At 52.2% G+C, this 26,352-nt stretch carries 32 protein-coding genes; 19 read left to right on the forward strand and 13 right to left on the reverse strand.

From position 1 onward, the window contains the following. Entirely contained in the window at nucleotides 1-969 is a 969-nt protein-coding gene (locus FKCLFG_RS16835) for a replication protein RepA (RefSeq protein ID WP_472615926.1), read from the forward strand. A 782-nt stretch (nucleotides 970-1,751) separates the two neighbouring features. Here FKCLFG_RS16835 and FKCLFG_RS16840 read toward each other — a convergent pair. After that, nucleotides 1,752-2,027: a hypothetical protein gene (locus FKCLFG_RS16840; RefSeq protein WP_472615927.1), complete on the reverse strand. Its 276-nt coding sequence runs from the start codon at nucleotides 2,025-2,027 to the stop codon at nucleotides 1,752-1,754. A gap of 84 nt (nucleotides 2,028-2,111) precedes the next feature. Beyond that, entirely contained in the window at nucleotides 2,112-2,387 is a 276-nt protein-coding gene (locus tag FKCLFG_RS16845; protein WP_472615928.1) for a hypothetical protein, read from the reverse strand. Between the two features lie 247 nt (nucleotides 2,388-2,634). On the opposite strand from FKCLFG_RS16845, the gene FKCLFG_RS16850 reads away from it, so the two are divergent. Together FKCLFG_RS16850 and FKCLFG_RS16855 are read left to right on the forward strand one after the other, a co-directional pair. After that, complete coding sequence (locus FKCLFG_RS16850; protein WP_472615929.1) at nucleotides 2,635-3,672, forward strand: DNA-binding protein; 1,038 nt, start codon at nucleotides 2,635-2,637, stop codon at nucleotides 3,670-3,672. A gap of 52 nt (nucleotides 3,673-3,724) precedes the next feature. Beyond that, complete coding sequence (locus tag FKCLFG_RS16855; RefSeq protein ID WP_472615930.1) at nucleotides 3,725-4,063, forward strand: hypothetical protein; 339 nt, start codon at nucleotides 3,725-3,727, stop codon at nucleotides 4,061-4,063. A 42-nt stretch (nucleotides 4,064-4,105) separates the two neighbouring features. Here the strand turns inward: FKCLFG_RS16855 and FKCLFG_RS16860 are convergent, their stop codons facing one another. The 9 genes from FKCLFG_RS16860 to FKCLFG_RS16900 form a co-directional block, all read right to left on the reverse strand. Further along, the gene (locus FKCLFG_RS16860) at nucleotides 4,106-6,373 is read right to left on the reverse strand and encodes a DotA/TraY family protein (RefSeq protein ID WP_472615931.1); all 2,268 of its coding nucleotides are present in this window, start codon (nucleotides 6,371-6,373) and stop codon (nucleotides 4,106-4,108) included. After that, nucleotides 6,370-6,837 (reverse strand): hypothetical protein, encoded by a 468-nt coding sequence (locus FKCLFG_RS16865; protein ID WP_472615932.1) that lies wholly within the window; start codon nucleotides 6,835-6,837, stop codon nucleotides 6,370-6,372. Before FKCLFG_RS16865 ends, FKCLFG_RS16860 begins: the two co-directional genes overlap by 4 nt. Then, nucleotides 6,830-7,222, reverse strand: coding sequence for a hypothetical protein (locus tag FKCLFG_RS16870; protein WP_472615933.1), 393 nt, complete (start codon nucleotides 7,220-7,222; stop codon nucleotides 6,830-6,832). Before FKCLFG_RS16870 ends, FKCLFG_RS16865 begins: the two co-directional genes overlap by 8 nt. Nucleotides 7,223-7,639: 417 nt before the next feature. Beyond that, nucleotides 7,640-8,122, reverse strand: a complete 483-nt coding sequence (locus FKCLFG_RS16875; RefSeq protein ID WP_472615934.1) for a hypothetical protein — start codon at nucleotides 8,120-8,122, stop codon at nucleotides 7,640-7,642. A 265-nt stretch (nucleotides 8,123-8,387) separates the two neighbouring features. After that, a complete protein-coding gene (locus FKCLFG_RS16880; protein ID WP_472615935.1) occupies nucleotides 8,388-11,120 on the reverse strand; it encodes a TraM recognition domain-containing protein in 2,733 nt (910 codons plus the stop codon). Then, nucleotides 11,113-11,868 carry a hypothetical protein gene (locus FKCLFG_RS16885; protein ID WP_472615936.1) on the reverse strand — a complete coding sequence of 252 codons (756 nt, stop codon included), beginning with the start codon at nucleotides 11,866-11,868 and terminating at the stop codon, nucleotides 11,113-11,115. Before FKCLFG_RS16885 ends, FKCLFG_RS16880 begins: the two co-directional genes overlap by 8 nt. 86 nt (nucleotides 11,869-11,954) lie before the next feature. After that, complete coding sequence (locus tag FKCLFG_RS16890; RefSeq protein ID WP_472615937.1) at nucleotides 11,955-12,563, reverse strand: hypothetical protein; 609 nt, start codon at nucleotides 12,561-12,563, stop codon at nucleotides 11,955-11,957. 3 nt (nucleotides 12,564-12,566) lie between these two features. Further along, entirely contained in the window at nucleotides 12,567-13,310 is a 744-nt protein-coding gene (locus FKCLFG_RS16895; protein ID WP_472615938.1) for a hypothetical protein, read from the reverse strand. After that, entirely contained in the window at nucleotides 13,307-13,711 is a 405-nt protein-coding gene (locus FKCLFG_RS16900; RefSeq protein WP_472615907.1) for a hypothetical protein, read from the reverse strand. Before FKCLFG_RS16900 ends, FKCLFG_RS16895 begins: the two co-directional genes overlap by 4 nt. 357 nt (nucleotides 13,712-14,068) lie before the next feature. On the opposite strand from FKCLFG_RS16900, the gene FKCLFG_RS16905 reads away from it, so the two are divergent. The 11 genes from FKCLFG_RS16905 (at nucleotide 14,069) to FKCLFG_RS16955 (ending at nucleotide 22,694) form a co-directional block, all read left to right on the forward strand. Further along, a complete protein-coding gene (locus FKCLFG_RS16905) occupies nucleotides 14,069-14,431 on the forward strand; it encodes a plasmid mobilization protein (protein WP_472615908.1) in 363 nt (120 codons plus the stop codon). Further along, complete coding sequence (locus FKCLFG_RS16910; RefSeq protein WP_472615909.1) at nucleotides 14,418-18,011, forward strand: LPD7 domain-containing protein; 3,594 nt, start codon at nucleotides 14,418-14,420, stop codon at nucleotides 18,009-18,011. The genes FKCLFG_RS16905 and FKCLFG_RS16910 overlap by 14 nt, the downstream gene beginning before the upstream one ends. A 114-nt stretch (nucleotides 18,012-18,125) precedes the next feature. Further along, nucleotides 18,126-18,512, forward strand: a complete 387-nt coding sequence (locus tag FKCLFG_RS16915) for a hypothetical protein (protein WP_472615910.1) — start codon at nucleotides 18,126-18,128, stop codon at nucleotides 18,510-18,512. Continuing rightward, complete coding sequence (locus FKCLFG_RS16920; protein WP_472615911.1) at nucleotides 18,463-19,536, forward strand: hypothetical protein; 1,074 nt, start codon at nucleotides 18,463-18,465, stop codon at nucleotides 19,534-19,536. Before FKCLFG_RS16915 ends, FKCLFG_RS16920 begins: the two co-directional genes overlap by 50 nt. Before the next feature lie 5 nt (nucleotides 19,537-19,541). Further along, the gene (locus FKCLFG_RS16925) at nucleotides 19,542-19,883 is read left to right on the forward strand and encodes a hypothetical protein (RefSeq protein WP_472615912.1); all 342 of its coding nucleotides are present in this window, start codon (nucleotides 19,542-19,544) and stop codon (nucleotides 19,881-19,883) included. Between the two features lie 304 nt (nucleotides 19,884-20,187). Further along, on the forward strand, nucleotides 20,188-20,580 hold the full coding sequence (locus tag FKCLFG_RS16930) for a hypothetical protein (protein WP_472615913.1): 393 nt from the start codon (nucleotides 20,188-20,190) through the stop codon (nucleotides 20,578-20,580). A 12-nt stretch (nucleotides 20,581-20,592) separates the two neighbouring features. Further along, entirely contained in the window at nucleotides 20,593-20,991 is a 399-nt protein-coding gene (locus FKCLFG_RS16935) for a hypothetical protein (protein WP_472615914.1), read from the forward strand. Then, on the forward strand, nucleotides 20,988-21,368 hold the full coding sequence (locus FKCLFG_RS16940) for a hypothetical protein (protein ID WP_472615915.1): 381 nt from the start codon (nucleotides 20,988-20,990) through the stop codon (nucleotides 21,366-21,368). The genes FKCLFG_RS16935 and FKCLFG_RS16940 overlap by 4 nt, the downstream gene beginning before the upstream one ends. Nucleotides 21,369-21,377: 9 nt before the next feature. Further along, nucleotides 21,378-21,890, forward strand: a complete 513-nt coding sequence (locus tag FKCLFG_RS16945) for a hypothetical protein (RefSeq protein WP_472615916.1) — start codon at nucleotides 21,378-21,380, stop codon at nucleotides 21,888-21,890. A 2-nt stretch (nucleotides 21,891-21,892) separates the two neighbouring features. Then, nucleotides 21,893-22,162, forward strand: coding sequence for a hypothetical protein (locus tag FKCLFG_RS16950; protein WP_472615917.1), 270 nt, complete (start codon nucleotides 21,893-21,895; stop codon nucleotides 22,160-22,162). Then, on the forward strand, nucleotides 22,152-22,694 hold the full coding sequence (locus tag FKCLFG_RS16955) for a YkgJ family cysteine cluster protein (protein ID WP_472615918.1): 543 nt from the start codon (nucleotides 22,152-22,154) through the stop codon (nucleotides 22,692-22,694). Before FKCLFG_RS16950 ends, FKCLFG_RS16955 begins: the two co-directional genes overlap by 11 nt. 294 nt (nucleotides 22,695-22,988) lie before the next feature. On the opposite strand, the gene FKCLFG_RS16960 is transcribed toward FKCLFG_RS16955, so the two are convergent. Both FKCLFG_RS16960 and FKCLFG_RS16965 read right to left on the reverse strand, forming a co-directional pair. After that, nucleotides 22,989-23,282 carry a hypothetical protein gene (locus FKCLFG_RS16960; RefSeq protein ID WP_472615919.1) on the reverse strand — a complete coding sequence of 98 codons (294 nt, stop codon included), beginning with the start codon at nucleotides 23,280-23,282 and terminating at the stop codon, nucleotides 22,989-22,991. Continuing rightward, entirely contained in the window at nucleotides 23,282-23,710 is a 429-nt protein-coding gene (locus tag FKCLFG_RS16965) for a DUF29 domain-containing protein (RefSeq protein WP_472615920.1), read from the reverse strand. Before FKCLFG_RS16965 ends, FKCLFG_RS16960 begins: the two co-directional genes overlap by 1 nt. Before the next feature lie 172 nt (nucleotides 23,711-23,882). Between FKCLFG_RS16965 and FKCLFG_RS16970 the strand changes: the two genes are divergently transcribed. The 5 genes from FKCLFG_RS16970 to FKCLFG_RS16990 all read left to right on the forward strand — a co-directional run bounded on the left by FKCLFG_RS16970 (nucleotide 23,883) and on the right by FKCLFG_RS16990 (nucleotide 26,220). Then, the gene (locus FKCLFG_RS16970; protein WP_472615921.1) at nucleotides 23,883-24,461 is read left to right on the forward strand and encodes a recombinase family protein; all 579 of its coding nucleotides are present in this window, start codon (nucleotides 23,883-23,885) and stop codon (nucleotides 24,459-24,461) included. Beyond that, nucleotides 24,458-25,117: a hypothetical protein gene (locus tag FKCLFG_RS16975; protein ID WP_472615922.1), complete on the forward strand. Its 660-nt coding sequence runs from the start codon at nucleotides 24,458-24,460 to the stop codon at nucleotides 25,115-25,117. The genes FKCLFG_RS16970 and FKCLFG_RS16975 overlap by 4 nt, the downstream gene beginning before the upstream one ends. 96 nt (nucleotides 25,118-25,213) lie before the next feature. Further along, nucleotides 25,214-25,558 (forward strand): type II toxin-antitoxin system RelE/ParE family toxin, encoded by a 345-nt coding sequence (locus FKCLFG_RS16980; RefSeq protein WP_472615923.1) that lies wholly within the window; start codon nucleotides 25,214-25,216, stop codon nucleotides 25,556-25,558. Then, nucleotides 25,555-25,890: a helix-turn-helix domain-containing protein gene (locus FKCLFG_RS16985; RefSeq protein WP_472615924.1), complete on the forward strand. Its 336-nt coding sequence runs from the start codon at nucleotides 25,555-25,557 to the stop codon at nucleotides 25,888-25,890. The genes FKCLFG_RS16980 and FKCLFG_RS16985 overlap by 4 nt, the downstream gene beginning before the upstream one ends. A 120-nt stretch (nucleotides 25,891-26,010) precedes the next feature. Next, nucleotides 26,011-26,220, forward strand: coding sequence for a type II toxin-antitoxin system Phd/YefM family antitoxin (locus FKCLFG_RS16990; protein ID WP_472615925.1), 210 nt, complete (start codon nucleotides 26,011-26,013; stop codon nucleotides 26,218-26,220). Nucleotides 26,221-26,352 lie beyond the last annotated feature (132 nt).

Raw genomic sequence — 26,352 nt, forward strand, 5'->3', positions numbered from 1 at the left:
ATGGCTAAAACAGATAGTACCTCTACAGGTGAAAGCAGTATCCATATGGAACTGACCCCACGTCAACGCAATTTGATTGATGAAGCGTTGCAAATCGAACAGGAAGAAGCGCGATCAGCTGGAGCGCTCGGCTTCATGGCGCGGACATTGGCCCAAGTCACATTGCCTCATACCGACCCCAAGACACTGTATTACGAGCGCACCAGTGGCAAATTGTCGCTGGCAGTGCGCGGCCATAAATCATACGGCGTACCGTTCGGCACCATCCCGCGCATTGTATTGGCCTGGATGAGCACCGAAGCGGTAAGGACAAAAAGCCCTATTCTTGAGCTTGGGCGTAGCGCCGCCGATTTCTCCCGCAAACTGGAAATGCACTACAACGGACGCGACTTGGCACGACTGAAAAAACAATCTCTTGCACTAGCTAGGGCGGTTATCAGTATTGATAGTCACGACGCGACCACTAACGCAATGGCTTATGAAGATATAAAAATAACCTCACGCGGTTTCGTTTTTTGGAGCGATAAAAATCCAGAGCAGCAAAGCCTTTGGGAGTCAACACTGACCCTGACCGATGATTTTTATAAAGCAGTTGCAATCCGGCCTATCCCAATAGATTTGCGCGTATACCATGCGTTAAGTAAGTCGCCGCTTGCAATGGATATTTACACCTGGCTTATTTATCGCATATTTGTTTTGCGGGTATCTGGTCACAGCCAGGCACTAATACCGTGGATTGGACTTAAAGAGCAGTTTGGCAACGGCTATGCGGACGATATAAAAGGATTAAGTAACTTCAAAATCAAATTTAAGACACGCCTTAAAGAGGTGCTTTTGTTTTATCCAGAGGCAAAGGGCAACTTAGACGACACCGGAGAGCACTTAAAAATGACACCTTGCCGTTTGCATATTGTCCACACGAAAGGGGCAAAGCTTTCCAAACTGGACACCCCGAGCAAGGCGTTCTAAAACACTCCTTACATCAATCAAAGCCCATTTAATGGGCTTTTTTTTCGGGGATAACTAAGCTTTTCCATGTGTAATCGGTAGCAAGGCCAAAAAGCTAGGAAACATAAGGCTTTGCGGCTTGTTTTCAAAAGTTGTTCATGTGTAATCGGTAGCCTGAAAATGTGTAATTGGTAGCAAAAAAGGTATGTGTAATCGGTAGCAACCCGCGCCAGCTATAGCTTTCCGGCGAGGTACGTGAATCCCCTAGTATCTTTGCTTGTATGTCTTTATCAAGTAGTTGAATTTCGATCTGTGGATAACTTCGCCACAAAGTCAAAACGACGGGGTACACCACACCAAAAATCAGTACCCCAAGAAAACACCAACACCTTTTACAACAGCAACACCAAGAGCAAATCCAGACTGCACCGCTGCGCGGCGCACAAGGAAAACTCAAACTCGGATTGATTGACAGTCTAGCCGTGGCTACGCGCCGCCGGTCGGCGCCGTCGCTCGCCATATAACGCAGGGGTGCCCCGTTGGGGCATCTCACCATGCGGTTGTGTCTTCGCTGCGCTCGCACAATCGGCGCAAGCGCCGATGAGACTCAAATCGCCCCCGCACCGTTAATCGACGTTTCGCAAAACCAGTTTAGCAAGCACAGGGGTAGGGATGAGGAATGTTAATGAAAAGCACGGCTAGGGGCATCAAAACGCTCGTAGACGCGTTTTGATCGTGCGACTGACCTTGCTGCTGTGCCCGGTTAAGGAAAACGCGCTAGGGCGCGTTTAACCTCGCGCATTTTAAGCAACAGCAAGTTCGCCTGTATCGGCGATAGCCTGCACGAATAGCGCGAAGGCTTGTTCCGTTGTTGTTGTGACACTCGCCTTGTGCCGCATCTTAGCCACTACCGCCGGGAGATCCGCTGGTGTGCAGCACGACTTAACCACCTGGTTGAGCAGCGGCCGCAGCAGTGCTCGCAACGCTCTGGTGAAAACTTCCGGCTTGTGCTCCAACTCGGGGTCGGCTTCGGTCAGCAAATCATCGAGCAGCACATCGGATAAAATTGGTTTAGACATGACATAAACTCCTAATAGTTTGTGTTGTGTTAGGCCGACGGCGGGGCTACCACTCCACTGTCGGCCGCTATGTTTACCGTTGAATTAATCTAGTAAGAGCGCCGGATTGAGCAATGGATTCAGCTCTTCAAGCGCCCGGATGCAAGCCTGCAGCATCACGTTCATCTCTTGTTGAACTCTCATCGCACATGCCCTATCGTTACCAACACAGGGACTTGGATTTCTCTTAGCCTCCTCTCCGGCCGCTCGACATTTCTGCGCGCTGGGACTCTGCTTTGCTGCTTCAAGTGCGACATTGGCCATAGCGGATGCGGATACGCTGGCCAGCGCGAATGTCAGGAGTAAAGCTGTGGTTTTCATCGTGTTCCCCTTTTCTTAAAAAGCAGCACGCTTTTGCATACTGTAATCATATTATAATATGATTATCATCATATTGCAAGTTTTTGTGTTCTGTTTTCTCTGTTGTTCAGTACAAATATTTGTTACCTTGTTGAAAATAATAATAATAATAATAATAATAATAATAATATTATTATTATTATTATTATTATTATTATGTTATAATTTCTTATCGGTTGAGTAGCCGGATATAACCAGGGGAATGAAAATGCAGATCAATCAAGAAACACGCGACCGCATCACCGCAGCAGCCGACCAACTTTTCAATGATTCTGGCCGTGTAAGCTTCCCGGTCGTTGACGCCGTTCGCCGTATCTCAAAAACCAACATGAACGACGCCAGCGCAGTGATGAAGGAGTGGCGACGTATGCAAACCGCGACCGCTGAGCCGGTAGCTCAGGCCGTGCCAGAACGCGTCCAGCAAGCCAGTGCTGCAGCACTGGCGTCTATGTGGCATGAGGCGCAGGAAATCGCCAACGAGAGCCTGAAAAATGTGCAGGCCGCATGGGATGCCGAACGCGTCGAAGCCGATGTGTTGCGTAACGAACTATCCACGGCATTTGAGGGCCAAGCCCTTGAGCTGTCCACAGCAACTGAAGCGCTGGAAGCGCTCGATAAAGCCGCTACAGCCGCTGCCCAGGAAGCCGCCGCCAAACTTGACCAGGTGCAGACCGCCCTTGCAGCAATGGCAGAACGTGCCAGCACAGCGGAAGCCCGAGTTGTGGAAATCGAAAAACGGGCCGACGACCTGAAAGCCGCCTTAAATATCTCCCAGGAAGCGACCCATGCCACCGCCGCCGAACTGGATGCAGAGCGCAAACGCTTCGATGCTGCACTTGCTGATGTGAAGGACAAGGCTGATGCTGCCGAGCAACAAGCTGCCGTGCTGACGGCAAAGCTGGAAGCAATGACAGAGCGAGCAACGAAAGCAGAAAAGCAAGGCAACCAGGCCGTGCAGGAACTTACCAGCGCCAAGATTCAAGTGCAGGCCCAACAGGCCGGCCTGGACGCCGCAGCTAGAGAACTAGAGGATGCTCGCCGGCAAGTGAAGGAAGTGCGAGCCGATGCCAAGAAGGCTGGAGAGGAAACCGCCGTCGCCCGAGAAACCTCCGCCAGTCTGCGCGGCCAGCTCGAAGCCACGATCAGTCAGAATGCGGCATTGCTCGCGACATTCAAGCCGGCTGACCTTAAAAAGCCGACGAAAGTCGCTAGCACTGGTAAAGAAAAAGGAGGGGAAAAGGCCTGATTGAGGCTGAACAGCGTGTCATAATTAATCGACATAACAAAGGAGAAACGCTATGACTTGGAGTGATATTCAGTACGGCGAACAGCAAGGCGCTAGGCGCGAGCGATCGGCGCGTGCCAACGATAACAACGCTTGGCAAGACCACTCCAACAAGCTGGAGGCGAAGCTCAACGACGCGCAACGTGCTGAACTCAACGAGCATGTTGAACGGAAAGTGGCGGTTGATTACGTCCGCGCCTTGCGGAAAGCTCTTTCCGATCTGGACCCGAATCATCCACTATTGCGTGACGATTTGGCCGCGAAGCGGTTTGAAGAGGCTCGTACTAAAGCCTACGGAGATCGAGGCTATACGCACGATGCCAAATCCGGCCTCTTCAGCAAAAAAGCCTAGATGTTCTAGGCCTTTTTTGCTGCATGTAGGATGACTATCCGGTTAACCTCCTAACAGCTCCTTGTTCGACGGGGACTCCTTTTCAGTTCCACCAGTTCCACCACCAGGGCCGTTCGGTTTGGCGCCGCTTTTTCCACCGCCTCCGCCACCGCCACCAAAACTGCCAGAGCTTTGCCGCGCCACACCAGCAAACACCTGCTTAACCTCATGTCCTTCCTGATCGCCGATGCCATTTGCGCCGACCGCGTTGCCGAGCCAACGCAGCACATTGTCAGGGATGTAGTTGATTAGTCCAAAAACAGCATGCACGACGATCGACATGATGAAAGCGTAAAGCACCGAGTAGGCAACGAACGCACCCAGACCGTTGAAAGAATCGTGCATTGAGCCAGCAACCGCCATCATATAAGTGGCATTGACCAAGTGGGTGATCGGCTGAGCCAGTGTGATCGAGAAAATCAAACCGAATACCATCAGGCACGGCCGCAAAAATGTTGACAGGATAATCATGTACCCCGGCCCAGCTTTCCCGACTGCATCGTCACCGTCTGGGTGAACATGCGCAGCAGCAAATATCGGTGCCGCAACGACGTTTTCAACCACCATAACTAACCATTTGATACACGCCACGATCCAGGCGATGTACGGAATCATCGGAACGTAGAAAGCTAGGATAAGGCCAGCCATGAACAAGAGGCTAAATATTGTGCTGACCATGCCGGACATAGACGACAGCGCCGCACCAACGTCGAACACGTTACCGACGGTAAGTTTCATACCGTTAGAATTGGCGAACCCTGTGGCCACAAACATGGTTCCGGCAATGCCCCATGCTGCTCCAGTAATCGTGTCACCCACGGCCTTCATTTGGCTAATGTGGCTTAGGTTTGAACCACCAATTTCTTGCGTCATTTGGTGAATTGCACCCAGCGCCGGCAGCGACAAGAGTTTTTTGACGTCTTCCCATGACCTCGGGGCTTTCACAGACCCGTCGGGATCTTTGTAGGCCGATTTCCATTCTTGTTCGTAGGCTGATTTTGGAGAGTTTGCACGGTTTTTTATGTATTCGTCAGCGACAGAGAGCGCGTCCTGATACGTCAGTAAAGTCTCCCTCGCCTCCTTGTCCTCAATGCTGATTGGTTCCGATGTTGGTATTGCGTTAATTGCCGATTGCATAGCGTCATTGAGTCGCACAATCTGATTGTAGTATGTGCCAGCGTAGAGCCAGCCACCGTCTTGCGCGAGCTGAATGAACTCGGTTTTCGCGCGATCGTTGCTTTGCTGCACGGCAGTCTGCGCACCAGCTCGCAGCGCGTTCTCATAAGCAAACGCAGCCTGGTCAACCGCACCAGGAGCCGGTTTGCTACCAGCAACGATTTGCTCGGCGACCGGGCGCAAGCTGGCGATCATGGATTTCACCGATTGGCTGTGTGCAGCCAGAATCGGCCCCTTGTCTACTTTTGTGTTGCCATTGCTCTCGCTTGATTCTTCACTCTGTGTCCAGTGCAGTGCCCCGCAGACGTTCGCGTTTTGGTAGGTGTTTCCTGTAGCTGACCATTGATATTCGCTGACCGTGTACCGTAAATTATTGATCGACGACGCCAGTGCGAACACGCCCAGCACAGGTACGGCAGCGGTACCTACGCCGGCAATTTCGCCCGTGTTGAAGATAATTTTTTGTGTCTCGGACACTTGAATACGATCGGCGCGGCCTGAATCCTGAAACTGCTTGTTCATCGCCGCCATGCAGACTTCATACCGCAGGATGTTGGCCGCCAATGGCCGAGAATCAGGCACATTCGGGCGACCGATCATGTTGTCCTGCGTTAGCTTTTCCATCATCGCCGTCCAGACCGCATCACCCATGCCTGCCCCTTGTATTGCAATCCAGAGCACCCCGATTTGAATTAACGAAAAACCGTTCCCGAGCGGGAGCAGGAATGCGGTACCGCCGACTGATCGCAACGGCACCCAGATCGAAGACATCTTCTTACCGAGAATTTCGCCGTCGTGTGCTGAGTCCACCGTGCCCTTGATGGTGGTGTACAGCATGAATAGCATGGACAGGAACAGCACTGCGCTGTTAAAAATCTTGAAACCGGCCGCCGTCACGGTGTCAGTATTAGTACCTGCTGGTGATCCAGTCGTCGAAATTATTGACACGACGCTGCCGAAAGCTTCGCGCAGGAATCCAACCGACGCATCGCCGGCAGGCGGGGAGAACTGATTCATGCTGACACCATTGCTATCGGCGAATGCCCATGCCGGCAGCAGCGCCACCAGGCAGAGTAGAAGACGAAGGATTTTCATTTGAATTCTCCGGTGCGGCGACCGAGTAGCCAATCGGTGAACCCAAACAATTCGCGGGCGCGGATCTGGTCATATCGGAAGCGCCAAACCAGTGTTTGGCAGATCGCCCAGACTGCGCCCAGACACAACAGTGTCACGATGCTAAACGACCAGTCGAGATAAACGGCGGCCAACAACAAGACAAAGGCCAGCACCGCTATCAGGCCAATTAAATCCGATGTTGCTTTCACTTGTGCCGCCCGATCGTGAATCCCTTTTTCTGTTAGTTGGTGCCGCTCCACCGCTTCGCTGAATGTTTCGACGCGCTGAGCCGCTTTCTTTGCTCGTAAGTTGGCAGCGATATTTTTGATGCGCTGACCGGTTTCGCCAAAATCGGATATGCCAAACGTGATGGCGGTTTTCGCGTAGCTTTTGGCTTCGCGCGTGAACGGCGATTCTGATTTTTTATCTTTTTTCTCAGCCATGATGCACCCCCAGCCACAGCAACACGGCAAGCACCACACCCACCGACAGGCGCAAGGACAGGCTGTAACGCGCATTCAACTCACGCAGCTTGTCGGCCGGCGTCCACTCGAACGGCCAGCTCCATGACCACAGCGAGAGAACATCACCTGTCAGTATCAGCATGTAGGGGGCCACAAGCAGCGCCCACAGCGGCGAGTGCGACAGGTATATGAAGCCCGCTGCGCCGAGCGCACCTAGCAGAAACAGTGCCGGGAATAGCCACCCACCCGCGCGGCGCATCACTACTCGATGCAGGCCAAACGGGAGCCATGCACTAAAAAAAAGTGTTGCATAACCGGCTGCTGTTTGGCCGGCCCAGGCTAGGGATGGATTGAGTTTTCGCATTATTTTTAACTCCCACAATTGAAGGACTTTGGTTAAGGGATGAATCCGCGATAGGTCGGTATTTTGATGTTAAAAAAGACCTTTCTCATAAACCATTCGCATAAGTAAATTATGCGTTTTATTCTTGAAAAAAACAAGTGAAATTTCAACGTAAGTAATTGATTTTAAATAACAAATAATACGAAATAATAACAATTTATGTTCAAACGAAAGTCATATTAACTAGCCTGTTCTTCCCCGCCTGCAAAAGAAAATGGCCGGGATTCACCCGACCGTTTTAGCGCATCTTTATCTACCCGACCGTCCACCAGGAAGTCACCAGTCAAGGCGGGTGAATCAGCTCTGGCAAGAAAAAACGCCCAGGGCGTGAGCCGTGGGCGTTCCTGCTGCGGTTCAATCTGTATGCGCTAATTTGGTTTACAAGTTATAAACCAACGTCGGTTTAGCCAGGGTATTGATTCCACCAGCGTTTCCCGGATACGAGTAATTTGTAAAAAGAATATTTTTATAACCGAGTTTCAAGGCCTTTTTTGCTGCTGCAAATTCAGGAAAACACCCGGTGTTCGTCGTGATGAAAGCAACAGCTTTTAATTTATCGCCCTCGGTTACGTCAGACAGCATTTTTGCGAATCGACTATCGTCAGTACTCTGTGCCGTGCAGTCAGTATTTTCCATCACGGTAATATCGACTTGGACCAAGACAGGGCTAAATTTGTCCGCGTTGAGGACTGAATTACGAAGAAATTGCGGCGACACGATTTGCAAACCAGGAACAACGGGGAGCCCCGAATAATGAGTGGCTTTGAGTACATCAAAAACTCCGGACTCAGTAGCTTGAGCGTAAGTGATTGTGCTGGTAAAACCGATCGCACATGCCGCCACTAAAAGTAATTTTTTCATGTTTGCTCTTTCAAAAAAATGATTGTATTTGCGATAGGCCGGCTTTTGATGATGCCAAAAATTACCTTTCGCATAAGTCAAAGTATGAGAGTTTATTTTGAGAAATACAAGTTAAATTTAAACGTAAGTCATTGATTTTAAATAACAAATAATACGCAATAATAACAATTGATAGTCAAACGAAAGTCATATCGAAGCATCCGCCCTACCCCGCCGGCATTAAAAACGGCAGGGAAAATCCCGGCCGTTTTAATGCATTTATTACTCAACCTATTTCAGCGAGATCCTGCCGAGTTGCGCCGGCTCGCTGGAGATAGACATAGGCGTGCGCACGACCCATACTGATAATATCTTCATCGCGCAGCACTTCGGCCTCGTGGTTGCCTTCGCTCATGTAGGCCAGCGTCTTGTCTTCCTGCCGCCAGAAAGCAGCCTGCTTGGCAGAAAGCGAAGCCTCTTCGCTCGATGCATGGGCCAGCGAACCCGTTGGGACGAAACGCAAATCCACGTCCACCGCCGCGCGCCAGGTGTCGAACGAAATCGGCAAACTGGCTTTGTGAACTTGGAACCAGCCGGCCGCGAGCGCAGCGACGTAGTTGTTCGGTAGCTCGACGATACGTGCCGGCCCTGTTTCCAGCGGATTGACGCCGGTTTCCCTTATCAACGCCTCAAACGACTCGTAGCGGTTGCTCTCAAATGTGTAGCTGCGCAATGTCTTACCTGCGAGTTTTTTGGCATATTCCATCGTCGCGGGATCTTCCACCCGCAGGAATATTTTGCTGCGCATTTGCAGGGCGAAGTTTTCCGCCGCAATACGGCCGACGGCTTGCTCCAGGCTGGCCATACCCTGCGAACTGGTGAACCCGATCGTGCCGGTTGAGCGGGCCACATTCCAGAAATTTGAATCGGACATCCCCGCCACATCGGCGGTGATTAGATCCTGGAATTCGTCAGCGATGAACAGCAATTTTTCGGACAGCCCGATCGTTGGATTCGCCATCTCGCGCTTGCGCGCCTCGGTGTAGAGCAGTGTCTTCAGCATCACATTGACGATGCGACCAGCAACGCCATATTCCAGGTTTGACACGTTAACCAAGGAAATCGAACCCCAAACGTCGGTGATCTTCATCAGTCGTTGACTGCGGCCACTGGCGAAGGACGTACGCAGCTTCACATTGGAGGCAAACGGGGCCATCACGTTAGTTACGTTCGCTGTAATGCCGGTCTTGGTTGCATCGGCCAGCCTGACCCATTGGCCGCGCACGTAGCGGATGGAATCCATCAGCTCCGCGCCGGCGTACTCGGCAACATACGGCCATTGAGCCGGATCGGTGAGAGCGGCTAATACAGCACGGACGGCGCGCTCCTGCAGTTCGTCATCGAGGGCCATTTGATAGAGCATCACCAAGCTGTAGAGCCGTTCGCCGGTCTTGCCGATTAGTGTCACGCCGTCATCGGTGCATTCCCATGCACGAGCGATGACCGCGCAGTTGCGCAGAAGATCGCTTGCCATGTCAGGCCAGAACGAAGAATCACCACCCTCCCCGCCTTTGGTTTGCCGCATCACCGATCGGATGATGTCGGCGAGGAGTTGCGGATCGACGCCCTCCAGCAGATCAACACCGAACTCGCCGGCGGCGTCGTTACAACCGATAACGCGCACATCGGCACCTTGCCCGGCCTTTTCGGCGACTTCCTTAATATCGCGCCATAGAACTGCCTTGCCGTCAGTCGCATAGAACGAAATTTGACGTGGCTGGCCGGCCTGCTTCGCTTCGGCGCGGAGTGCCAGGAGCTGGTTCACGATCGGTAAGATAATTGAGCGTGTTTTACCCTCACCCGTCCCGCCGAGCAGTAGTAGGTGTTGCATTAGATCGCCGAGAGACATACGCATCGGTTGCCCCTTCTCCGGAGCGGAGAGTTGACCACGGAAGCGGAATAGACCTGATGCGGCTCCAATGTCGATTAGCGGAGTTTTGTCGAATTCGTGCAAAACTTTGAGCTGAGCCATGTAAGCGCGATACTGGATGTCGCGCTCTGGGAGGCGATACTTCCAATGGATAATCGCTTCCTTGTTTTGCCGGCGCAATGGTTCAATTTTCTGCTGGGCCGCTTCGCGCACAAGACCGCGCCACGTTCCGAGGAACACCAAAATGCCAAACAGCAGCGCCGTAATCGTGCCATTTGGTGCGCTGCCAATGATGGAATCACGGCGGTTCTCCATAATTTTCTGTTGGGTTGACGCCTGCTCGCGCACCTTGGCATTGAGCGTGTCCATGTCCCATGTGTCCTGCCGAAGCTGCACGCCCATCGTCAGGTATGCTAAGTTTTCCGGATTCGCGCGGGCTGATGATCGCTGGGCTGCCATCGACTCATTTTGTCGCGCCTCTCCCTTCTCTACGGCCGATTTGAGTGTTTTGCCAAGATAGGTTTGTGGATGCCATGCCAAAAAGCCCACGAAGGCCCAAAATACAGCCGCCAGCACCGCTCTGCGATATGACTGACCTACTAGCACGGTATCAATAAAAACCGGCGCCAGCGACGCCGGCGACGCACCATTTGGCAAGCGGCCGTCGATGACTAATGGCCTTTTCAGATCCTCTGGAATGTCACTCATCCACAGGTGCGGGTATTTCGCTTCTGGGTAACGTTCACGCGCAACTGTCTCGATATCGCCACGCAATAGAGCATCGTCGCTGTTGCGGAATCGGCGATCGAAGAAGCGATCTAGGGACTCATCCGTCAGCTTTAACCATAAAAAATCAGCAATGCGCTTGCCGGATGGGATCTTGAACAGCGTCCACAGCAAAGGCTTGATCGCGAGCCGCACGGGTGCTTCGGCAGCAAAGCGCAAGATAAGCCCGATTTGATACACCGATTGGCCTGCTTGGACTACACCTGTCAGGCGTAAAAAAAGGAATACCATCAGTGCAGCGCCAAGAATCGATGCGAGTCCGATGCCGCCAGTGAAGCCGCCGCTATCGAGTAGATTATTCATGCTTGTTCTCCTTATCCACCAGGTATGGAAAATCGCGCGCTACCTGGTACGGGATCATGTCGAAATTGATGGTTTTGTAACCCGGCAGTTTGGCGCGCGAGGCCAGTACGATGCCGTCGGTGTTATAGAAAACCCATTTGCCGGTACTGCCCTTGTGGAACACGGCCAGCCACGGTGTAGCTGTAACGCTGTACGTTCCACCGTCACCGATGATCGAGGCCATCCAAATTGTGTCGCCCGAATCAGAAACCAGGCAACGCGGAATGTCCGGCTGACCGGTCGTACTGTTCACCCAAGGTTTGCGCACGTCGTCGAGCTTGTCACAGACGGGATAGTCACCCGACAGCTTGCCGGTTGCGTTTAGGACTTTTACATTGTCGTCAATGTAAATCTTGAGATCCGTCGGTTTGGTCAGTTTTTCGGTCGTCAGTGGTAATTGGGGCATAGGCATAATCATCATGGCCATGTCGGCCGCGAGGCGTGGGCGAGGCTTTTCCCCCGCCTGTGCATCACCGGACGCCACACCTTTAAGAGTGCTCCAGGGTGAGGCGGTGAATCGCTCCCACCAGGTCGGCGGTTCCTGTGTTACTTGCGCGAGCTGCTTGACCAGCCCCGTTGTATTGCCGTGAATGTCCCGTACCAATGACAATGCAAACAGCCCGAGCACCATGGCACCAATCCACGTGAACGTGTTGAGGCGTGCTGCCCATACATGGCCAGGCGTCACGAGTTTTCGCCATTGTTCCATAACAAATCTCCCTGATTGAAGTTAATGAAGTGAATGCACATACAGCATATCATGCTGTATTAAGACTTTGTTGCTTTACGGAATGGTTATTGTGACCGTTGATATTGCCCTTGCGTCACCGGCGCGGCTGGTGACGTCGGTTTGGCCATTATGAGCACAACAGAAGTGATTACGGCCGCAACAATGCCCCCAACCAGCCCGGCCATTGCGCCAATCCACGCAAAATCTTTGCGCTTCGCGCTCCAGTCTGGATTTGACGCCTTGATTTTTTTCCCGAAGTCAATAATCGCATTGTTCAAACTTGTGACGCTCTTGCCAGATGCGTTTTTAAGTAGCTCCACAGTTGCTGCAATGTCTTCAGCCACATCGCCAACTTCCTTGATTAGATCTTCAGAGAGCTTATCGGCGTACTTCGTCATTTCCTCCTGGGCGTCAACACGCAGACGCTCAATGCTCTCTTTGTTGATTACATCGATTTTCGCGCCGTACCTGGCTAGGTTTTGCTGCAGCTCGCCAAGTACAGTTTCCAAGCGAGTGGCTTGACTGCTGATCGATTCCCCAAGGACTGGGATTCTGCTATCCATTTCCTCAATTCGATCGACCAGCCCGTCAATTTCCCCAACTATAATTTTATAAAGGATCTCGATTCTCGTCCGCGCGTCGCCCATCGCTTCCATTTTTGCTTTGGCGTCCATGATTTATGCTTTCGCCGAAACGCGTTTCGTTTCGGATTCCACTTTCTTTACCGGAAAGAGCGCAGCGAACACTGTATCGAGGTTTTCGTTAACTTTCGGAGCTGATTTTTGAGCGATCATCAAATCCATCAGTTTGCCAAGTTGGGAATCGTCCTCAGATTTTTGAACGAGTTGCTTATAGTTTGTTTTGTCGTTCAAGATTGATTCTAAACTGCGCTTCTGCACGCTCAGAATGTCGAATAACGCATGTTTGAAAATCGTTGTTTCAATAGAAAATGGAATTTGATGCACGGTTAATGCGCCGAGCAAGTAATCGAATTCATCAACCGTGTTTTTTGCAACACCGTTAAAGATAACTTTGATTTTTTCTTTGGAAACGCCTTGCGCCATTAATAATTCAATTGTTTTAAACGCGGCTTTTTGGTCTTTATCATCTGACATTGCGGGAATAATAAAAGCGTCGATTTCGTCGTGGCCTTCCATCCAATCCATTCCGGCCAAAAACTCTTTGCCTTCTTTAGAGCCGCCAACATCAATAATCGCGTCATTCATGCGCACTAGCTGTTTATACAGTTTGGTGAATTCTTCACCACTGTATTCATCGGCTTCAATGCCGAAATGCTTCACCGTAATATTCGCTGTATCAACAGCTATCACGCGAGCCTTGGGCATTCTCGGGCAGAGCATGTGCGCCGTAACCGTTGTTTTCCCAACACTACCGCCAAGTGAGCAGATAACGATTTTCATTTTTGATCCTTTTTTTGCATTTGTTTAAAAGAAAACTCTTGAGGTTCGCTACCTAAGACGGTTTCTGTTCGCGTCTTTCCTGCAACTGCTTCTACCCGCTCAACTGGCACCTGAGACTTTTGTTGACTTACTACTTTATCAACTTTTTCAAACTTCGAGCCTTGTACTGGGGCAGGGGGGATAGTGTCCGGTTTTGACCGTTGCCTGATCCTGTAAAGCATCGTTTTGTATGAACCCAGAGTGAGATTCAGACCGTGAGCGTTTAACACTTCCAATATCTCCTCGTGCTTTACTCCCGCTGCCAACTTCGTTTCGATCAACGGCAGCATCTCGCGCAATTGGCCCGTTGTGGTTTTCGCAGTCAAGGATAGTAGCGCCGACTTGATGGTTTCATCAGTCACCGAATAACCTCCTTTTATCAAAATTATTATGAATGTTGCCCATCTATTCCCATTCTGTATGTCAATTTGTTACCTGTCAACAGAATTTTGCTGTCAATGTCGCTTATTTGTTGCTTTATTGTTTCTATATAGTTGCCTCTATGTGGTTTTTTAGTTGTCTTGCTTAGTTTTTGTTGTCGTAGTACATTTATTGTCGTTATCATAGGCACGACGGATATGTTTGCAATAACGCTACGCGTTTTGCAAAATATCCCGTGCCAAAGGGGGTGCCCCCTTTGAATCCCCAGCGGCGCTGCGCGGCCGCCAGGTGCGCGCTACGCGGCAACAGAACTATCAAATCGGCAACAGGAGGTGTGTATGGCGAGGCCTAAAAGTGTAGATGGTGGGCTGAAAAAGACGGTGGCTTTTCGGCTGACGGAGGCCGATCACGCCGCGTATAAAGCGAAGTTTGAGGCTAGCGGATTGACTCAATCCGAGTTTTTCCGTCGATACGTGTTAACCAACCAGACGACCGTCATTGCCAAGTCGAAGCCCAGTATCGACAAAACTCGGCTAGTGTTCCTGGTCAATAAGTCATCGAATAACCTTAACCAACTCGCTGCGACAGCTAACTCGGTCAATAAGGCTGGGTTCGTTCGTGAGGGTATCTATTTTGGCATTCTGCAGGAACTTCAACAAATTTCCTATCTGATGAAGGCGGCCGTCAATGGCACTGATTAAAATTACCGGCGGTAGTGACGGAATCATGAAGTATCTTGAAGACGGCCTGAAAGAAGGCCGGTATTTTACTCGTGATCAATTGGATCATCGTGTGATTTTGGCTGGTAATTATGATGCAACTAATCAGACCATTCAGATATTAGATCCGGCATCAGAACGTTATCAGCACATTACTATTGGATTTAAGGAAGATTATATTCCTGACGACGTATTGCTTAATATCGTTGAGGATTTCAAGATTTTTGCTTTCGCCGCTTTTGGTTCCGATGAATATAGCTTTTACGCAGAAGCGCATATTCCGAAAATTGCAAGCCTTCCTAATAATAAAACTAGGAAGCCATTTGAGAGAAAACCACATCTTCATATCGTCGTTCCTAATGTAAATCTTATTACCATAAATGAAAAGAAGCCGCGAGGTAATAAACTCGGTCTATTTGGTTCTGTTAAGCAGCAAATAGATTTCATTGATGCTTTTCAAGAGCACATTAATAATAAATATGGACTGGCTAGCCCAAAAGACCATCCGCGTTTTAAATTCACGAATGCGGCTGATATGTTATCGCGATACAAGGGCGATATGTTTAAGACGCAGGAGCGTGTATTTCGCAAATCTATCCACGCTGCTGTCATTGCACAAAAAATAGAAACTTACGACGACTTCAAAAAATTGGTTTCTACTTTTGGAACTGTTGAGGTCATGGGTGGTAGGAATAAGGGTTGCTTTAAAGTCCGCGTACCAGGCGCAAAAGACTTTATACGGTTAGACGATAACGCATTCAAACGCGAATTTATCGAGTTGTCGACCGCCAAAAAAGAACGATTATTCAACGCCAAATACCAAGCTGAATACATCATTGCCGAAACTGCAAAAAAAGATCCTCAGTACATCACCGAAAAATTGCGAGAGTGGCACGAAATCCGCGCTAACGAAATCAAGTATCTCAATAGCGGGAACACTAAGGCTTACGGTGAATATAAAGCAGCAAAGCGTGATGAAAAGCTGACGATTCTCGCTAGCCGTGAGGCTCGTTTCTACAACAAACATAAAGGATTGGATCATGAGCAAAATCGGAATAACGCTAAGTCAATTGGACGAGAACCGCCGCCCTTCGCCCGAGGTCGTGTGCGGAACTTGTCCGAACTCGATGTGGTACGCCTCGCCGACAGAAGTGAAATGCTATTGCAGGGTGATGTACGCGACCACGTGGAGCACAGCCGAGCAGAACAAGCTGGTGCTATGCGATGGCCCGATGATCGAGTAGAGCGACCGGCCGATAACGTGATCGGCCAATACCAGGCCGAGGCCCAAACCGAGAAAATTAGGCAGCAAACAGAAGTACTCTCAGAGTTTCAGGAAATCAAGCGGAACCTAGATGCACGCTGGTTACTAGCCTATCTGTCCAAGACGCACGGCGTCATCCCGGAGAAGTACGAGGTCAACAAGGGCAACGATGGCAGCGACCGCATCAAATGCGGTAACCGGAACCTCAACGTCTCTGACTTCCTCACCATTGAGCGGAGATTGCCATGGGCCGAGGCTGCGCCGATCTTGCGCGAGTGCTACGCGGCCCAGCTCGCCCATGAGCCAACCCATGAGATCCGGAAGGAACCCAAGCACAGCGCTCTATGGCAGGACTTCCAAGGATGGAAAGTTGAACACGTCGCGCATAAATCCCAGGCATGGGAGCAGCAGAAAACTAGCGAACTAGCCCGTCTCAGCGAGAGCAGACAGATCTTCCAGAAAGAAAAGGCACGCATCAACGCGGCCGCTGGGAATAAACACGCAGAGCGCCGCGCTTCCGTGTCGATCGCACGCATGGACAAGGTGCAGGCCGACAAAGCGCTATCAGAACAGATTAAGGCCGAGCGCCTGGCGCTAAAAACCACTTACACCATGAAGGCAAGCGAGCTGTTCCGTGTGTTTCTGCAACAGCGGGCTCAGGCAGGCGATGAGCTGGCGCTGGCCGAGCTGCGCCGGCAGCGTATCGAGCCGCTGCAGCGTGACGACCAGGCCAAGCAATTCACAGCCGGAGCGGCGCCAGAAACCGAACAACACAGGCGGGGAGAAGATCCGATTGCCCAGGGCGAGAAAATCACCCACCGCGTGGCCCTCAACGGCGATGTCACCTATCAGTTTAACGGCCGTGACGTATTGCGCGATGAGCCGCGCGCCGTCAAGATATTGGACGACAACGACCGCGAAGTTTTGGAAACTGGCTTACGCCTGGCGCTGCAGAAATTCGGCCCGAAAATCCAGGCACGAGGCGACGAGGATTTTCAGCGCAGAATTGTCGAGGTATCCGTCGATGCCGGGCTGAAAGTCGAGTTTACCAATCCACTGTTGAATGAATACCGCCATCAACTCGAAGTCGAGAAGCGGGCCACCATCGAGCAGACCAAAGCCGCTCGTACTCAGCAACCCAAGCAGAAGGAGAAACTAATGGATCAACCCACCGTCAGCCCCGGTAAAACGTCATCAGTCGAGCAACAGAGACACGAAGAGAATCGCCGCTACGAAGAAGCTTTGCAACGTGCCAAGGATGCTGATCTGCCAGCATGGTTGCTTGATCGTGGCATCAAGATCGAGAAGAATGGCACCACAAGCTGGAAATTCTCGCACGGTAGCGGCGACACAGATCGGATCTTCAAATCGCAGCATGGCAATTGGATGGTACATAGCAGCCACGGCGACCGTGAGTACATGGACGCGATCGCTTACGCGCAAATGCACATCGGTATCACGCATCGGCAGGCTGTCGAAGAGTTGAGCGGCATCCAGTTGTCGGCAACTGCTTACGGTCAGCCGACCACGGTTGCAGCCTCTACGAGGAAGGCCCAGGAGAAGGGCGCTCGCCCCAATCCAGTGGCCACAGCAATCAAGCTCCATGAGGCAACGAAGCAGCAACGGGCGAACGCTTACCAATACGCTCTAAGTCGGGGTATTTCCGACGATACGCTGCGCGAGGCAGGCGAGCAGAACGTCATCAAGGCCGACCATCGCGGACTCGTGTTCATTGGCCACGATAAGGAAGGCAAGATCCGGAGCGCCGAAACGCGCTTCATCAAGGCCGAGAAAATCGGCGACGAGATGACTACTAAAATGTGCTACGCCAGCACAGACAAAACTTTCCCGCCTATCCTGCGCGGCAACGATAAAGACGTACATTTCGTTGAAGGCGGCTTCGATGCGCTGGCTTTGCGTGACCTGTATAAACGGGAAGGAAAGGAGCCTCCAACCGCTATTATCACTGGCGGCGCGCGAACCTTGAAATGGCAGAATAACTCGGAGCTTTGCGATCTTATTAAGAACGCCGATCATGTCCGGCCGTGGTACGACAATGAGATGAAAGCCGACGGTCAGATTGATTCTGAAAAACAAGCAGATACCCAGGAAGCCCACGATAGGCAGCGGGATACCATCATCCAGATCCGGGGTAAAGCGGAGGGCGTCGAGGAAATGCGCCCTCCGGTTGGCATCAAAGACATCGCTGACTGGAACGTGCAGCATGCCCAGGAGCACCAAGCCAAGCAACAGCAGCATGAAGAGCAGGAGGAACACCGGCCATCCATGCGGCCATAAGAAGCAGGGCGGGCAGCAATGTCTCGCCCTGGTTTTTGTTGTTTATGAAGTCATTGCACTCACTGCATAGTGCGTTATAATGAAGTCTGTGAAGTCACTAGAGTTGATGGAGTTATGACATATAGCCCGTGGATTGATCATCAGTGCGTGTGTGGCGTCGATTTCGATTACTACGAAGACGAAGCGCGCCAGCTTGCGAGCTTGGCCTGTGACTATATCAACTTGATCGGTGAAACGATGGAAGGGCGCTATGCTCTGCATCATCTTCGGTTCCCGGGCGACTCACCGTTGCCGCAGATCATCACGCACCGCCGAATCATAGAGCGGCTGCATAAGATGGTCGATTTTCTTTGTCAGCTCGAAGTACTCGCTGGTCTGCCAGATGATGGTTGGATAATCGAAAAGCAACGTGCTGGCGTGATCGTTTTCGTACCTCCCACGGAGAAACAACATGACCGACTCGAATATGGCTGGCACTGGCAACGACGAGCTGCAGCGTAACGCTGACCAGGCGCACGAGGCCTTGGCCGAACAGCGCGATGTGTCCGACAACTTGGTGCAAGAGCAGCATCAAGTGCGCGACGTGCTGACCAAACAGGCCCAGCAGGCGCAGCACGCCCGTTATCAAGAATGGCTGTTGGCCAAGAAAGAGACGCACGGACAGAATCAGCTCATGCCGGCGGGCAATGACCTTCCCCCGGCTCCGCGCGAGCCACTGGCCACCACCGGCACGCCCGAGCAGATCAAAACCGGCAAGCAGGCTCTGGAAGCTTACAAGGCCAGCGGCTTTATCGCCCACCGTGACAATGCTCCCGTTGTCGGTGGCCCAGAAGCGACCGCAGGCGACCATGCGCTGACTCAAGAACGAGCTTTCCGCGAGCGCCAACAGCAACTCGCGGACAAAATCACTGATCCAAAGACTGCTCCGGAACAGCGTGAGCGGATGGAGCTGCAGAAATCGACCGAGTTCCACAATCACCATGCGGAATCGTGGAACCAGGTTGCGGAGCTACAGCGCCAACTCAGCTACCCCGATAAGTCGATCAGCGAGGCCAAAAAGAATGCTGATCACCACAAAGAGCAAGCAGCTTTGGTAGCGAATCAACTCCATCAGCACGACCAAAAAAACGGTATGGTGCCAAAGGAGGTGCAGTTGCAGTTGGGGTTGAATAAGGAAAAACATAACACAGCACAAAGCCAGATCCAGCAGCGTGACCCACACCTAGATTCTCTGGCCTCCGTCAAAATTGGGAGGGAATCACATCACCAGTTCGATTCGGCAAAAGAGCAGTCTCAGCAAGCCGAGCAAGGCCAGTCGGAAAATCCGGCGCTCGATCGCGCAATGCAACGCCGTGAAGCGTCCGCGCAGCGCCACAACGGTGTCGAACCCAGCGCCTGGCTGAAAGAACAGGTTGTGGAAGCGAACACCCGAGAAAATCAGATTGAGTCCGTGCGACAGCAGCAGCGCACCGAGGCGCTGGGCAATAAGGCCGAGCTGGAACAGAAAACGGCGCACGCGAGGTAATAGCTATGCGCGAACAGCCCAGCCAAGACAACCATGCTGCCGTGCGCGTGCATGAAAGTCTTGAAATGAAGGTGAAGGCCAATCCGAATCCACCACGATCCGAGATCATCGACATGATGGTGCAAGAGGCAATGAATCGTGAGCAAGAGCTAGACGCGATCAAAGCTGAAAAATCACCTAAAGGCTTGAGGGCAGCCCAGCGTAAGCCTGTTATTGTGCAGGCGGCCGCTGTTGCGTCGTCGCCAGTGCCAGTAGATAACACGACCGACCTCTCATTTTTTGAAAATTTACTGGCCCCATCGCCGGCCAGTATGACCGAACCCGAAGACTATATAAATGACGACTAAGCCACCCCAAGACGATGTAAACGCGAAAGCATCCGGCATCAAATACGTTACGTTGCGTATGCCGCCGGAGCTTCACGCGAGAGTGACAAAAATGGCCGGCTCCTTACAAAATACCCGAGGCCGCCAAGTCTCGATCAATACCCTGATCCTAGAGCTAATTGACCAGGGCCTTGATCGTCTAAATATAGAACTTAAATAAATAATACGGCCGGCCGAAAGGCTGGGTGCGGAATCCATTGCCGCATTTTTAAATGATGGAAATGCACTTAATGCACTTACTTTTATTACACCATAGGGAGTTATTATGAACAAACAAAAGTTTTCTGCCATTATTCTTGTCCTGCTGTTTGTGGGCGTAGCCCACGCGACCGACGTTGCACCGACCGAGCAGATTCAGAACACATCTGCCATTGCTGCACGCGGCTCACACGCTCTCAGCTACCCAACAGACACAGGTGCTATGTTGCTGGCGCGCATGAACGTACTTGCCATAGCCAACGCGGTTGCCGTCAGTCCAGATCCGTTGAAAGTGGACATCATCGCTCGTAATGCAGAAGATCTAGGCCGGGTTGAGAAATGGTTTGCCGGCGAGCTGGCTAAGACCAAGAAGCACAACCCCGTGCGTGTCCAGGGATTCGTACAACCGAATACCAAGGACTTGAAAATCGACGTAGCTCTCGCGCAGCAAAGTAATTAAGGGGATAACACCGTGAAACGACTCATCATCACGGCGTTAGCCGGCATCATTGCCGGCTGCGCCAACATGCCACCCGAACTGTCGCAACTCGGTGGTAAAGCCCAGCAGACTTTTGCTCGCCTGTCCGGGCGTGGGGCATCGCTCGATACCCCGCTGCCGGCAGACGGCATTACGGCGCGCGACCAGGGGCTGACCGTGGCACTCGGTAAAGTCGGCCGGTTTGCCGCCAAACAATCGGAACCTATGACCATCACGGTATTTGCCCCGCGCATTGATCATGATTACCTGGTGCGCTCGATCAAGGCAGGAATGCCGGCCGAGAAGATGAGCGCTATCACCATCAACATCGAAACGGACGATACGCACCCGCGCGTTAGCGTTCGCACGACCCGCGAGACTAAAAAATCATGACCCGTCTAATTACCGCACTACTGGCCATCGCTGTAGCTGGTAACGTCTTTGCCTTCCAGAAGAAGGTAGAGCCGCAATCAAAGCAGGAGCAGCCAGCTAGCACCCCGGCACCGGTCGCAGCGACACCAGCACCGGCATTGGCGCCAATACCAAAGCCAACGGCTGTGCCAGAGCCAGAGCCGGCGGCAGTGCAAGAACCGGCGAAGCCGACGCATAAACAGAAGGCCGCCGCCAAGTCGGCCCGCGAGGCAAAACGCAAGCCTGTTGCCGAGCCGAAAAAAGTGAAACAGACCCCGAAGCTGCCGCCAGTGTCGCAGGAGTCGCGCCAGTTCATCGACGCCCTGAATGTCAAACTCGACGAGGAATTGAGAAAATGAGCGCGCATCATGACGAATCGCTGGCATTCGCCTGATAGCCTTGCTGCAGTCGCGCAAATCCGGCACGGTAATTGGGTGCAGCTCGACGACCTGCTATTTACGCTGCATGGGCTTGGCCCTCGTTACGCCCAGGTGCATAGTGCTGTGGTGGACGGCCGTCAACTGTCTTATGCTTATCTGGATCTGCCTGAAACCGCTTATGACCTCATCACCACCCACGACAGTCCGGTAGATTTGGGTACGTTTGACGATCTGGCTCTGGCCGGGGAGGGCGCACTGTATCAGGCGCTTGATATGGCATTCACCAACGGCAACCGCTCTAAGCACTTCGCCAGCAAACAGCAAATGGCGCTCGCCATCATCAAGGCACGGGCCGACCAAGTAAGCAATGCCGACCAGCTCGCAATGCATCGTATCGCCCGCTGGGCGAACGAATACGAACGGCGGGCCTGGTGGATTTGCAAGCACCGCCTAGAGGCTTACACGGCCTCTACAATCAATTGGCGTGCAATGGGGATGTAATCGTGCTTCTCTTTCTCGATACCGAATTTACGGATTTTATCGACACCGAGCTGATTTCGATCGGCATGGCGTCCGAGGATGGCCTCCATGAATTCTATGCAGAGATTCAAGATTTCGATCGGGCGAAATGCAGCGCTTTCGTGCAATCGAATATCTGGCCCATGTTGGACGAGACACCCAGCGTGATCATCAAGCGTGCCGAGCTGAGCGCGCGTCTGCGCGCTTGGTTCGCTGAGCTGGCAGTACCGCTCACTATCGCGTATGACTATTAAATTATTTGAGTACCTGAATGCCCCCAGCGACCTCATTAAAAAATTAGAGGCTGTATACCGTTATATGGACACTCTCGCGCCGTTCATTTCATCGTTTGCGACATGTGCCAAGGGATGTTCTCATTGCTGCAATTTCGACGTGCAAATCACAACCTTTGAAGCGGAATACATCTATGTCAAGACGGGCGTTCCACACACGGCCGAAGGGAAGTTGACGACTGGAAACCGTACATCCTGCCCTTTTCTCAAGGATGGTAACGAGTGTGGCATTTATCCGGTGCGTCCGATCATGTGCCGCACCTACCATGCTTTGGGCGATCCAGCCAACTGCGATGATCCAAGTGGGCAGCAAATCCAGTACGGGACTGAGGCAAGTGGTTTCGGAAATAAAATTTATCACAGTCTCGTTAGTTGGGTACATTTTCAAACGACCCATTTGAACGGGCAACTTCAGGACATTCGAGACTTTTTCCCACATCCTTGCGCCGACGTACAAGCATATTTGGGGAGCAAGCAAGAAGGGCTGCAGTAGCTAGAAAGGTGACTGTTTATGGGGCAGAAATGAAAAGCGGGCGAGAGCTGTTTGCGTTTTCCTATCAAAATGCAATTTAATATGTTTTGAGAGGAAAAGTGAATGTTTATGGGGCGTATTGCACTTAAAAATAGTCGATTTGCCACCGTTTGATATAGCGTGCGTTGCAGTGGGGCTAGAAAGGTGAATGTTTATGGGGGCGTATTGGCACTTAAAAATCGCCGAATCCTCACCCTTTCATATAACAGGCTGTCGGTTTGTATAAAAATGGCTGTTTTATCGAAAAAACAATTACTAGCCCAACGACCGCGCGGAGCCGTGCCCCGTGTAGAGGCGCAGATATTGCACGCGCACAAGTAACTTGAACGGGAACAGTACAGCACGCTCGATGAGGGCAGCCAGCACTGCATCATTCACCATGCCGACGGGCAGGCGGCCGCCATTGGTACGGACGGCCGAGATCCAACCATCAATCACATCGTCGCGTTCATCGGCCACTAAATGCTTAATGTAGTCCCGGCGCACCCGCAGACGCACCCGGCGTCGCCGAGCCGCTTTCCTCTTGTTACGTTCTGTCGCTTTGTTCATTATCGTGGCCCTACCATGACTTGCTCTTGATTCCATGGACAAACCTCCGGGAAATCCGTGTACGCCATACCTGTTTCCTTCGATGCCGCCGCAACGGCGTCACCCCAAGCATCTGCCCACCAATCCACATCAGACAGCGACTCCTTCAAACTGGGTGTTTTGCGAATCCGGCGTTCGATACTCTCCCGTTGCACTTTGATGACACGCTCCCAACTCGAACAACGTCGATCCGGTTGGTATTCCCACTTGAGCAAATGGGCGAGCAGAACAGCCATCCTACTCGCCAATTCACGTTGTTCGCTTTTGCCTACGCTCTCAATCTCATCTGCAATATGCTCAATGTCCAAATCAGCAAACTGGCCTGAACGCAATAATCGGGCTTGCTCCTGTGCCCAAGCAACAACATCTTTGTCATAGGTTGTACTCATGACCCAGCCTTTCAAAATTCAGTCTTGTCTCTCATAAACGGTGGATTTCGATAAGGCGTGAGGCTCGCCCAATAAAACCCAGAAATGGGCTGTTTTTATTTCTCAAAATCCTTTCTTAATTGTATCTCTCATTTTAAAATGATGGTAACGAGTTTTGCGAAGGATTTAAACAATGTTAATCGGTTACGCGCGAGTGTCACGGCAAGATCAGGAGCTGGCCCTGCAGCTTGACGCGCTCACAGCCGCTGGCTGTGAAAAGAAACATATCTACCAGGACAAGCAGAGTGGAGCCAAGGCAGACCGGCTCGGGCTGGCCAGCGCACTTTCGCACCTTCGCGCCGGCGACACCCTGATGGTGTGGAAGCTCGACCGGCTGGGAAGATCTGTTAAGAACCTGATCGACTTTGTTGCCGAGCTGGAAAAACTGGGAGTGAACTTTCGCAGTCTTACCGACGGTATAGACACAAGCACGCCTGCGGGCAGGTTCTTTTTTCACGTCATGGCTAGTCTGGCACAAATGGAACGTGAGCTGATTATCGAACGCACCCGCGCTGGCCTGGCCGCGGCAAAGAAACGCGGCCGCACTGGCGGGCGTAAGCCCTCAATGACCGAAAGCAAGACCGAGGCCGCACGCAAGCTGCTGGCCGATGGGATGCCACCTAAGGATGTCGCGGCCTCGATCGGCGTCAGTGTGGCCACGCTGTACCGACACATACCGGCGGCCGCTAGCGCGATGGCGGCTGACTCATGAGCAGCGGGGATTACTATGCCGGCGTTTGGGTAACGCAGCAGCGGACCAACCGCGAGATCCGCGACCTGGAAAACAGTCTCGTCAACTGGCAGCGATATAGCCGCATGCAAGCCCTGGCACTGGCCAGAACGCGCGAGACGCTGCAGCAGACCAACGCCAGCACCCAAACGCTAGCCGAGGCCTACGACGCCCACATCGACGCGCTGATGGCCGACTTCAACCGGCACTTGCAACAGCAGACCGAGAAGATCCGCGCCCATTATTTGGTCGAGCTGGTGCACGCCAACGACTTCTATCTGGCCCACCAGGCCAAGCTCATCGACGCGATCGAGACACGCGACCAGCGTATCGCTGCGCTGGAATCAGCTACGGCCGCCGCCGGCGACCAGGCGACCGAGCTGCTGGCGCTGCAGCAGGAAAACGAGCGCCTGTACCGTCGCATCACCGCGCTAGAGGCCGATAACGCACGGCAGGCCGCTTCGCTGGCCAACGGCGCGGCGCTGATCGATGCCATGCAAGGCGAAATCCACCACCAGGCGCGCGAGCTGGAGCACGCGACCTACACTTATGCACTGTTAGAGGATCTGGCAGGCGGCACACTCGACGGCTTCATTGACGAGCTGCATGGCCACGCCCTGGCTTTCTCCCGCCTGTAACCAGCCCAGCGGCCACTACAGCCCCGGCCGACTCGCTCAACGCGCAGTAAACCGATAAGCTAGGGCGTTATTGATTCGTGTATAAAATTTGATACAATGGAAGAAGAAAAAGCAATTTGTTGGATCGGCTCATCCTATGATGACATTCTCAGCTTTCCCGATGACCCGCGCCGCGAGGCTGGTTTCCAGTTGGGGAAAGTGCAGGCGGGGCTAGACCCCGACGACTGGAAGCCGTTTTCTAATGCAGGGGCCGGCACGCGCGAGATTCGTATCAAGGACGCGTCCGGCATTTACCGAGTGATGTATGTAGCCAAATTCGAGGAAGCGATTTACGTCCTGCATTGCTTCCAGAAAAAGACCGAAGCCACATCGAAACACGACAAGGACATTGCCGAGGCCCGTTATCGGGCCGTGGTGCGAGATAGGAAAGCAAAGAAATGAACGAGATAGACACCAAAATCCGGCACGTCACGAAGCCCGGTACGAACCTGTTTGCAGAGCTTGGTTTTGCGCCGGCTGAGGCCGAGCGCTGCCAAGTCGAATCGCAAAAGCGGATTAGTGACACACGTGCACTCAAAGAGCAGCTTATGGATGAGTTGGCAGCCTGGATCAAGGAGAATCATCTGAAACAAGACGATGCGGCCGAGATCCTGCACGTTACGCGGCCGCGTGTGTCCGATGTGGTGAATCGCAAGGTAAGCAAATTTACGATTGACGCCTTAGTGGATATGCTGACCCGTGTCGGCAAATCCGTCAGGTTAGCTGTCGGCTGATCGCCGATAGTGCCGCTTCGCGCCGGCACTCTTGTATTCAAGCGTTGAGAGTGTAATCATATTATAATATGACTTTTATCATATTATAATTAATTCACTGACAGCAAAAAAGGACTTATTATGCTACTCGAACGCGCCGACCAAGCGATTTCAGCGACCGATATACAGCGAAACGCAAAAACAATTTTCGATAGATTGCAGAATGGCGAACAAGACAAATTTGTGGTGATGCGCGATAACAAGCCGGCATTCGTCATGTTGCCGGTGAATACCTATGAGGAACTGATGGATGAGTTGCAAGCGCTTCGCGCCGGTGCAGTGAAGGCATGACCGATGCAAAAGATTAAGCCCAAAGCGCGGGAACTGGCAAGCAGGGCAAGGCATTTTGTAAAGCGGCGCAGGCCGGGGCTGTAACCCCAGCAAGCGCCTAACCAAAACCAACGTTAAACAGAAACGTGAATC

The organism is Gelidimonas denitrificans, from assembly GCF_055694065.1.

Excerpts from the sequence above, each read along its gene's own strand:
- FKCLFG_RS16835 (WP_472615926.1), top strand. The coding sequence starts at position 1 with ATGGCTAAAACAGATAGTACCTCTACAGGTGAAAGCAGTATCCATATG.
- FKCLFG_RS16840 (WP_472615927.1), bottom strand. The coding sequence starts at position 2,027 with ATGTCTAAACCAATTTTATCCGATGTGCTGCTCGATGATTTGCTGACC.
- FKCLFG_RS16845 (WP_472615928.1), bottom strand. The coding sequence starts at position 2,387 with ATGAAAACCACAGCTTTACTCCTGACATTCGCGCTGGCCAGCGTATCC.
- FKCLFG_RS16850 (WP_472615929.1), top strand. The coding sequence starts at position 2,635 with ATGCAGATCAATCAAGAAACACGCGACCGCATCACCGCAGCAGCCGAC.
- FKCLFG_RS16855 (WP_472615930.1), top strand. The coding sequence starts at position 3,725 with ATGACTTGGAGTGATATTCAGTACGGCGAACAGCAAGGCGCTAGGCGC.
- FKCLFG_RS16860 (WP_472615931.1), bottom strand. The coding sequence starts at position 6,373 with ATGAAAATCCTTCGTCTTCTACTCTGCCTGGTGGCGCTGCTGCCGGCA.
- FKCLFG_RS16865 (WP_472615932.1), bottom strand. The coding sequence starts at position 6,837 with ATGGCTGAGAAAAAAGATAAAAAATCAGAATCGCCGTTCACGCGCGAA.
- FKCLFG_RS16870 (WP_472615933.1), bottom strand. The coding sequence starts at position 7,222 with ATGCGAAAACTCAATCCATCCCTAGCCTGGGCCGGCCAAACAGCAGCC.
- FKCLFG_RS16875 (WP_472615934.1), bottom strand. The coding sequence starts at position 8,122 with ATGAAAAAATTACTTTTAGTGGCGGCATGTGCGATCGGTTTTACCAGC.
- FKCLFG_RS16880 (WP_472615935.1), bottom strand. The coding sequence starts at position 11,120 with ATGAATAATCTACTCGATAGCGGCGGCTTCACTGGCGGCATCGGACTC.
- FKCLFG_RS16885 (WP_472615936.1), bottom strand. The coding sequence starts at position 11,868 with ATGGAACAATGGCGAAAACTCGTGACGCCTGGCCATGTATGGGCAGCA.
- FKCLFG_RS16890 (WP_472615937.1), bottom strand. The coding sequence starts at position 12,563 with ATGGACGCCAAAGCAAAAATGGAAGCGATGGGCGACGCGCGGACGAGA.
- FKCLFG_RS16895 (WP_472615938.1), bottom strand. The coding sequence starts at position 13,310 with ATGAAAATCGTTATCTGCTCACTTGGCGGTAGTGTTGGGAAAACAACG.
- FKCLFG_RS16905 (WP_472615908.1), top strand. The coding sequence starts at position 14,069 with ATGGCGAGGCCTAAAAGTGTAGATGGTGGGCTGAAAAAGACGGTGGCT.
- FKCLFG_RS16910 (WP_472615909.1), top strand. The coding sequence starts at position 14,418 with ATGGCACTGATTAAAATTACCGGCGGTAGTGACGGAATCATGAAGTAT.
- FKCLFG_RS16915 (WP_472615910.1), top strand. The coding sequence starts at position 18,126 with ATGACATATAGCCCGTGGATTGATCATCAGTGCGTGTGTGGCGTCGAT.
- FKCLFG_RS16920 (WP_472615911.1), top strand. The coding sequence starts at position 18,463 with ATGACCGACTCGAATATGGCTGGCACTGGCAACGACGAGCTGCAGCGT.
- FKCLFG_RS16925 (WP_472615912.1), top strand. The coding sequence starts at position 19,542 with ATGCGCGAACAGCCCAGCCAAGACAACCATGCTGCCGTGCGCGTGCAT.
- FKCLFG_RS16930 (WP_472615913.1), top strand. The coding sequence starts at position 20,188 with ATGAACAAACAAAAGTTTTCTGCCATTATTCTTGTCCTGCTGTTTGTG.
- FKCLFG_RS16940 (WP_472615915.1), top strand. The coding sequence starts at position 20,988 with ATGACCCGTCTAATTACCGCACTACTGGCCATCGCTGTAGCTGGTAAC.
- FKCLFG_RS16945 (WP_472615916.1), top strand. The coding sequence starts at position 21,378 with ATGACGAATCGCTGGCATTCGCCTGATAGCCTTGCTGCAGTCGCGCAA.
- FKCLFG_RS16955 (WP_472615918.1), top strand. The coding sequence starts at position 22,152 with ATGACTATTAAATTATTTGAGTACCTGAATGCCCCCAGCGACCTCATT.
- FKCLFG_RS16960 (WP_472615919.1), bottom strand. The coding sequence starts at position 23,282 with ATGAACAAAGCGACAGAACGTAACAAGAGGAAAGCGGCTCGGCGACGC.
- FKCLFG_RS16965 (WP_472615920.1), bottom strand. The coding sequence starts at position 23,710 with ATGAGTACAACCTATGACAAAGATGTTGTTGCTTGGGCACAGGAGCAA.
- FKCLFG_RS16970 (WP_472615921.1), top strand. The coding sequence starts at position 23,883 with ATGTTAATCGGTTACGCGCGAGTGTCACGGCAAGATCAGGAGCTGGCC.
- FKCLFG_RS16975 (WP_472615922.1), top strand. The coding sequence starts at position 24,458 with ATGAGCAGCGGGGATTACTATGCCGGCGTTTGGGTAACGCAGCAGCGG.
- FKCLFG_RS16980 (WP_472615923.1), top strand. The coding sequence starts at position 25,214 with ATGGAAGAAGAAAAAGCAATTTGTTGGATCGGCTCATCCTATGATGAC.
- FKCLFG_RS16985 (WP_472615924.1), top strand. The coding sequence starts at position 25,555 with ATGAACGAGATAGACACCAAAATCCGGCACGTCACGAAGCCCGGTACG.
- FKCLFG_RS16990 (WP_472615925.1), top strand. The coding sequence starts at position 26,011 with ATGCTACTCGAACGCGCCGACCAAGCGATTTCAGCGACCGATATACAG.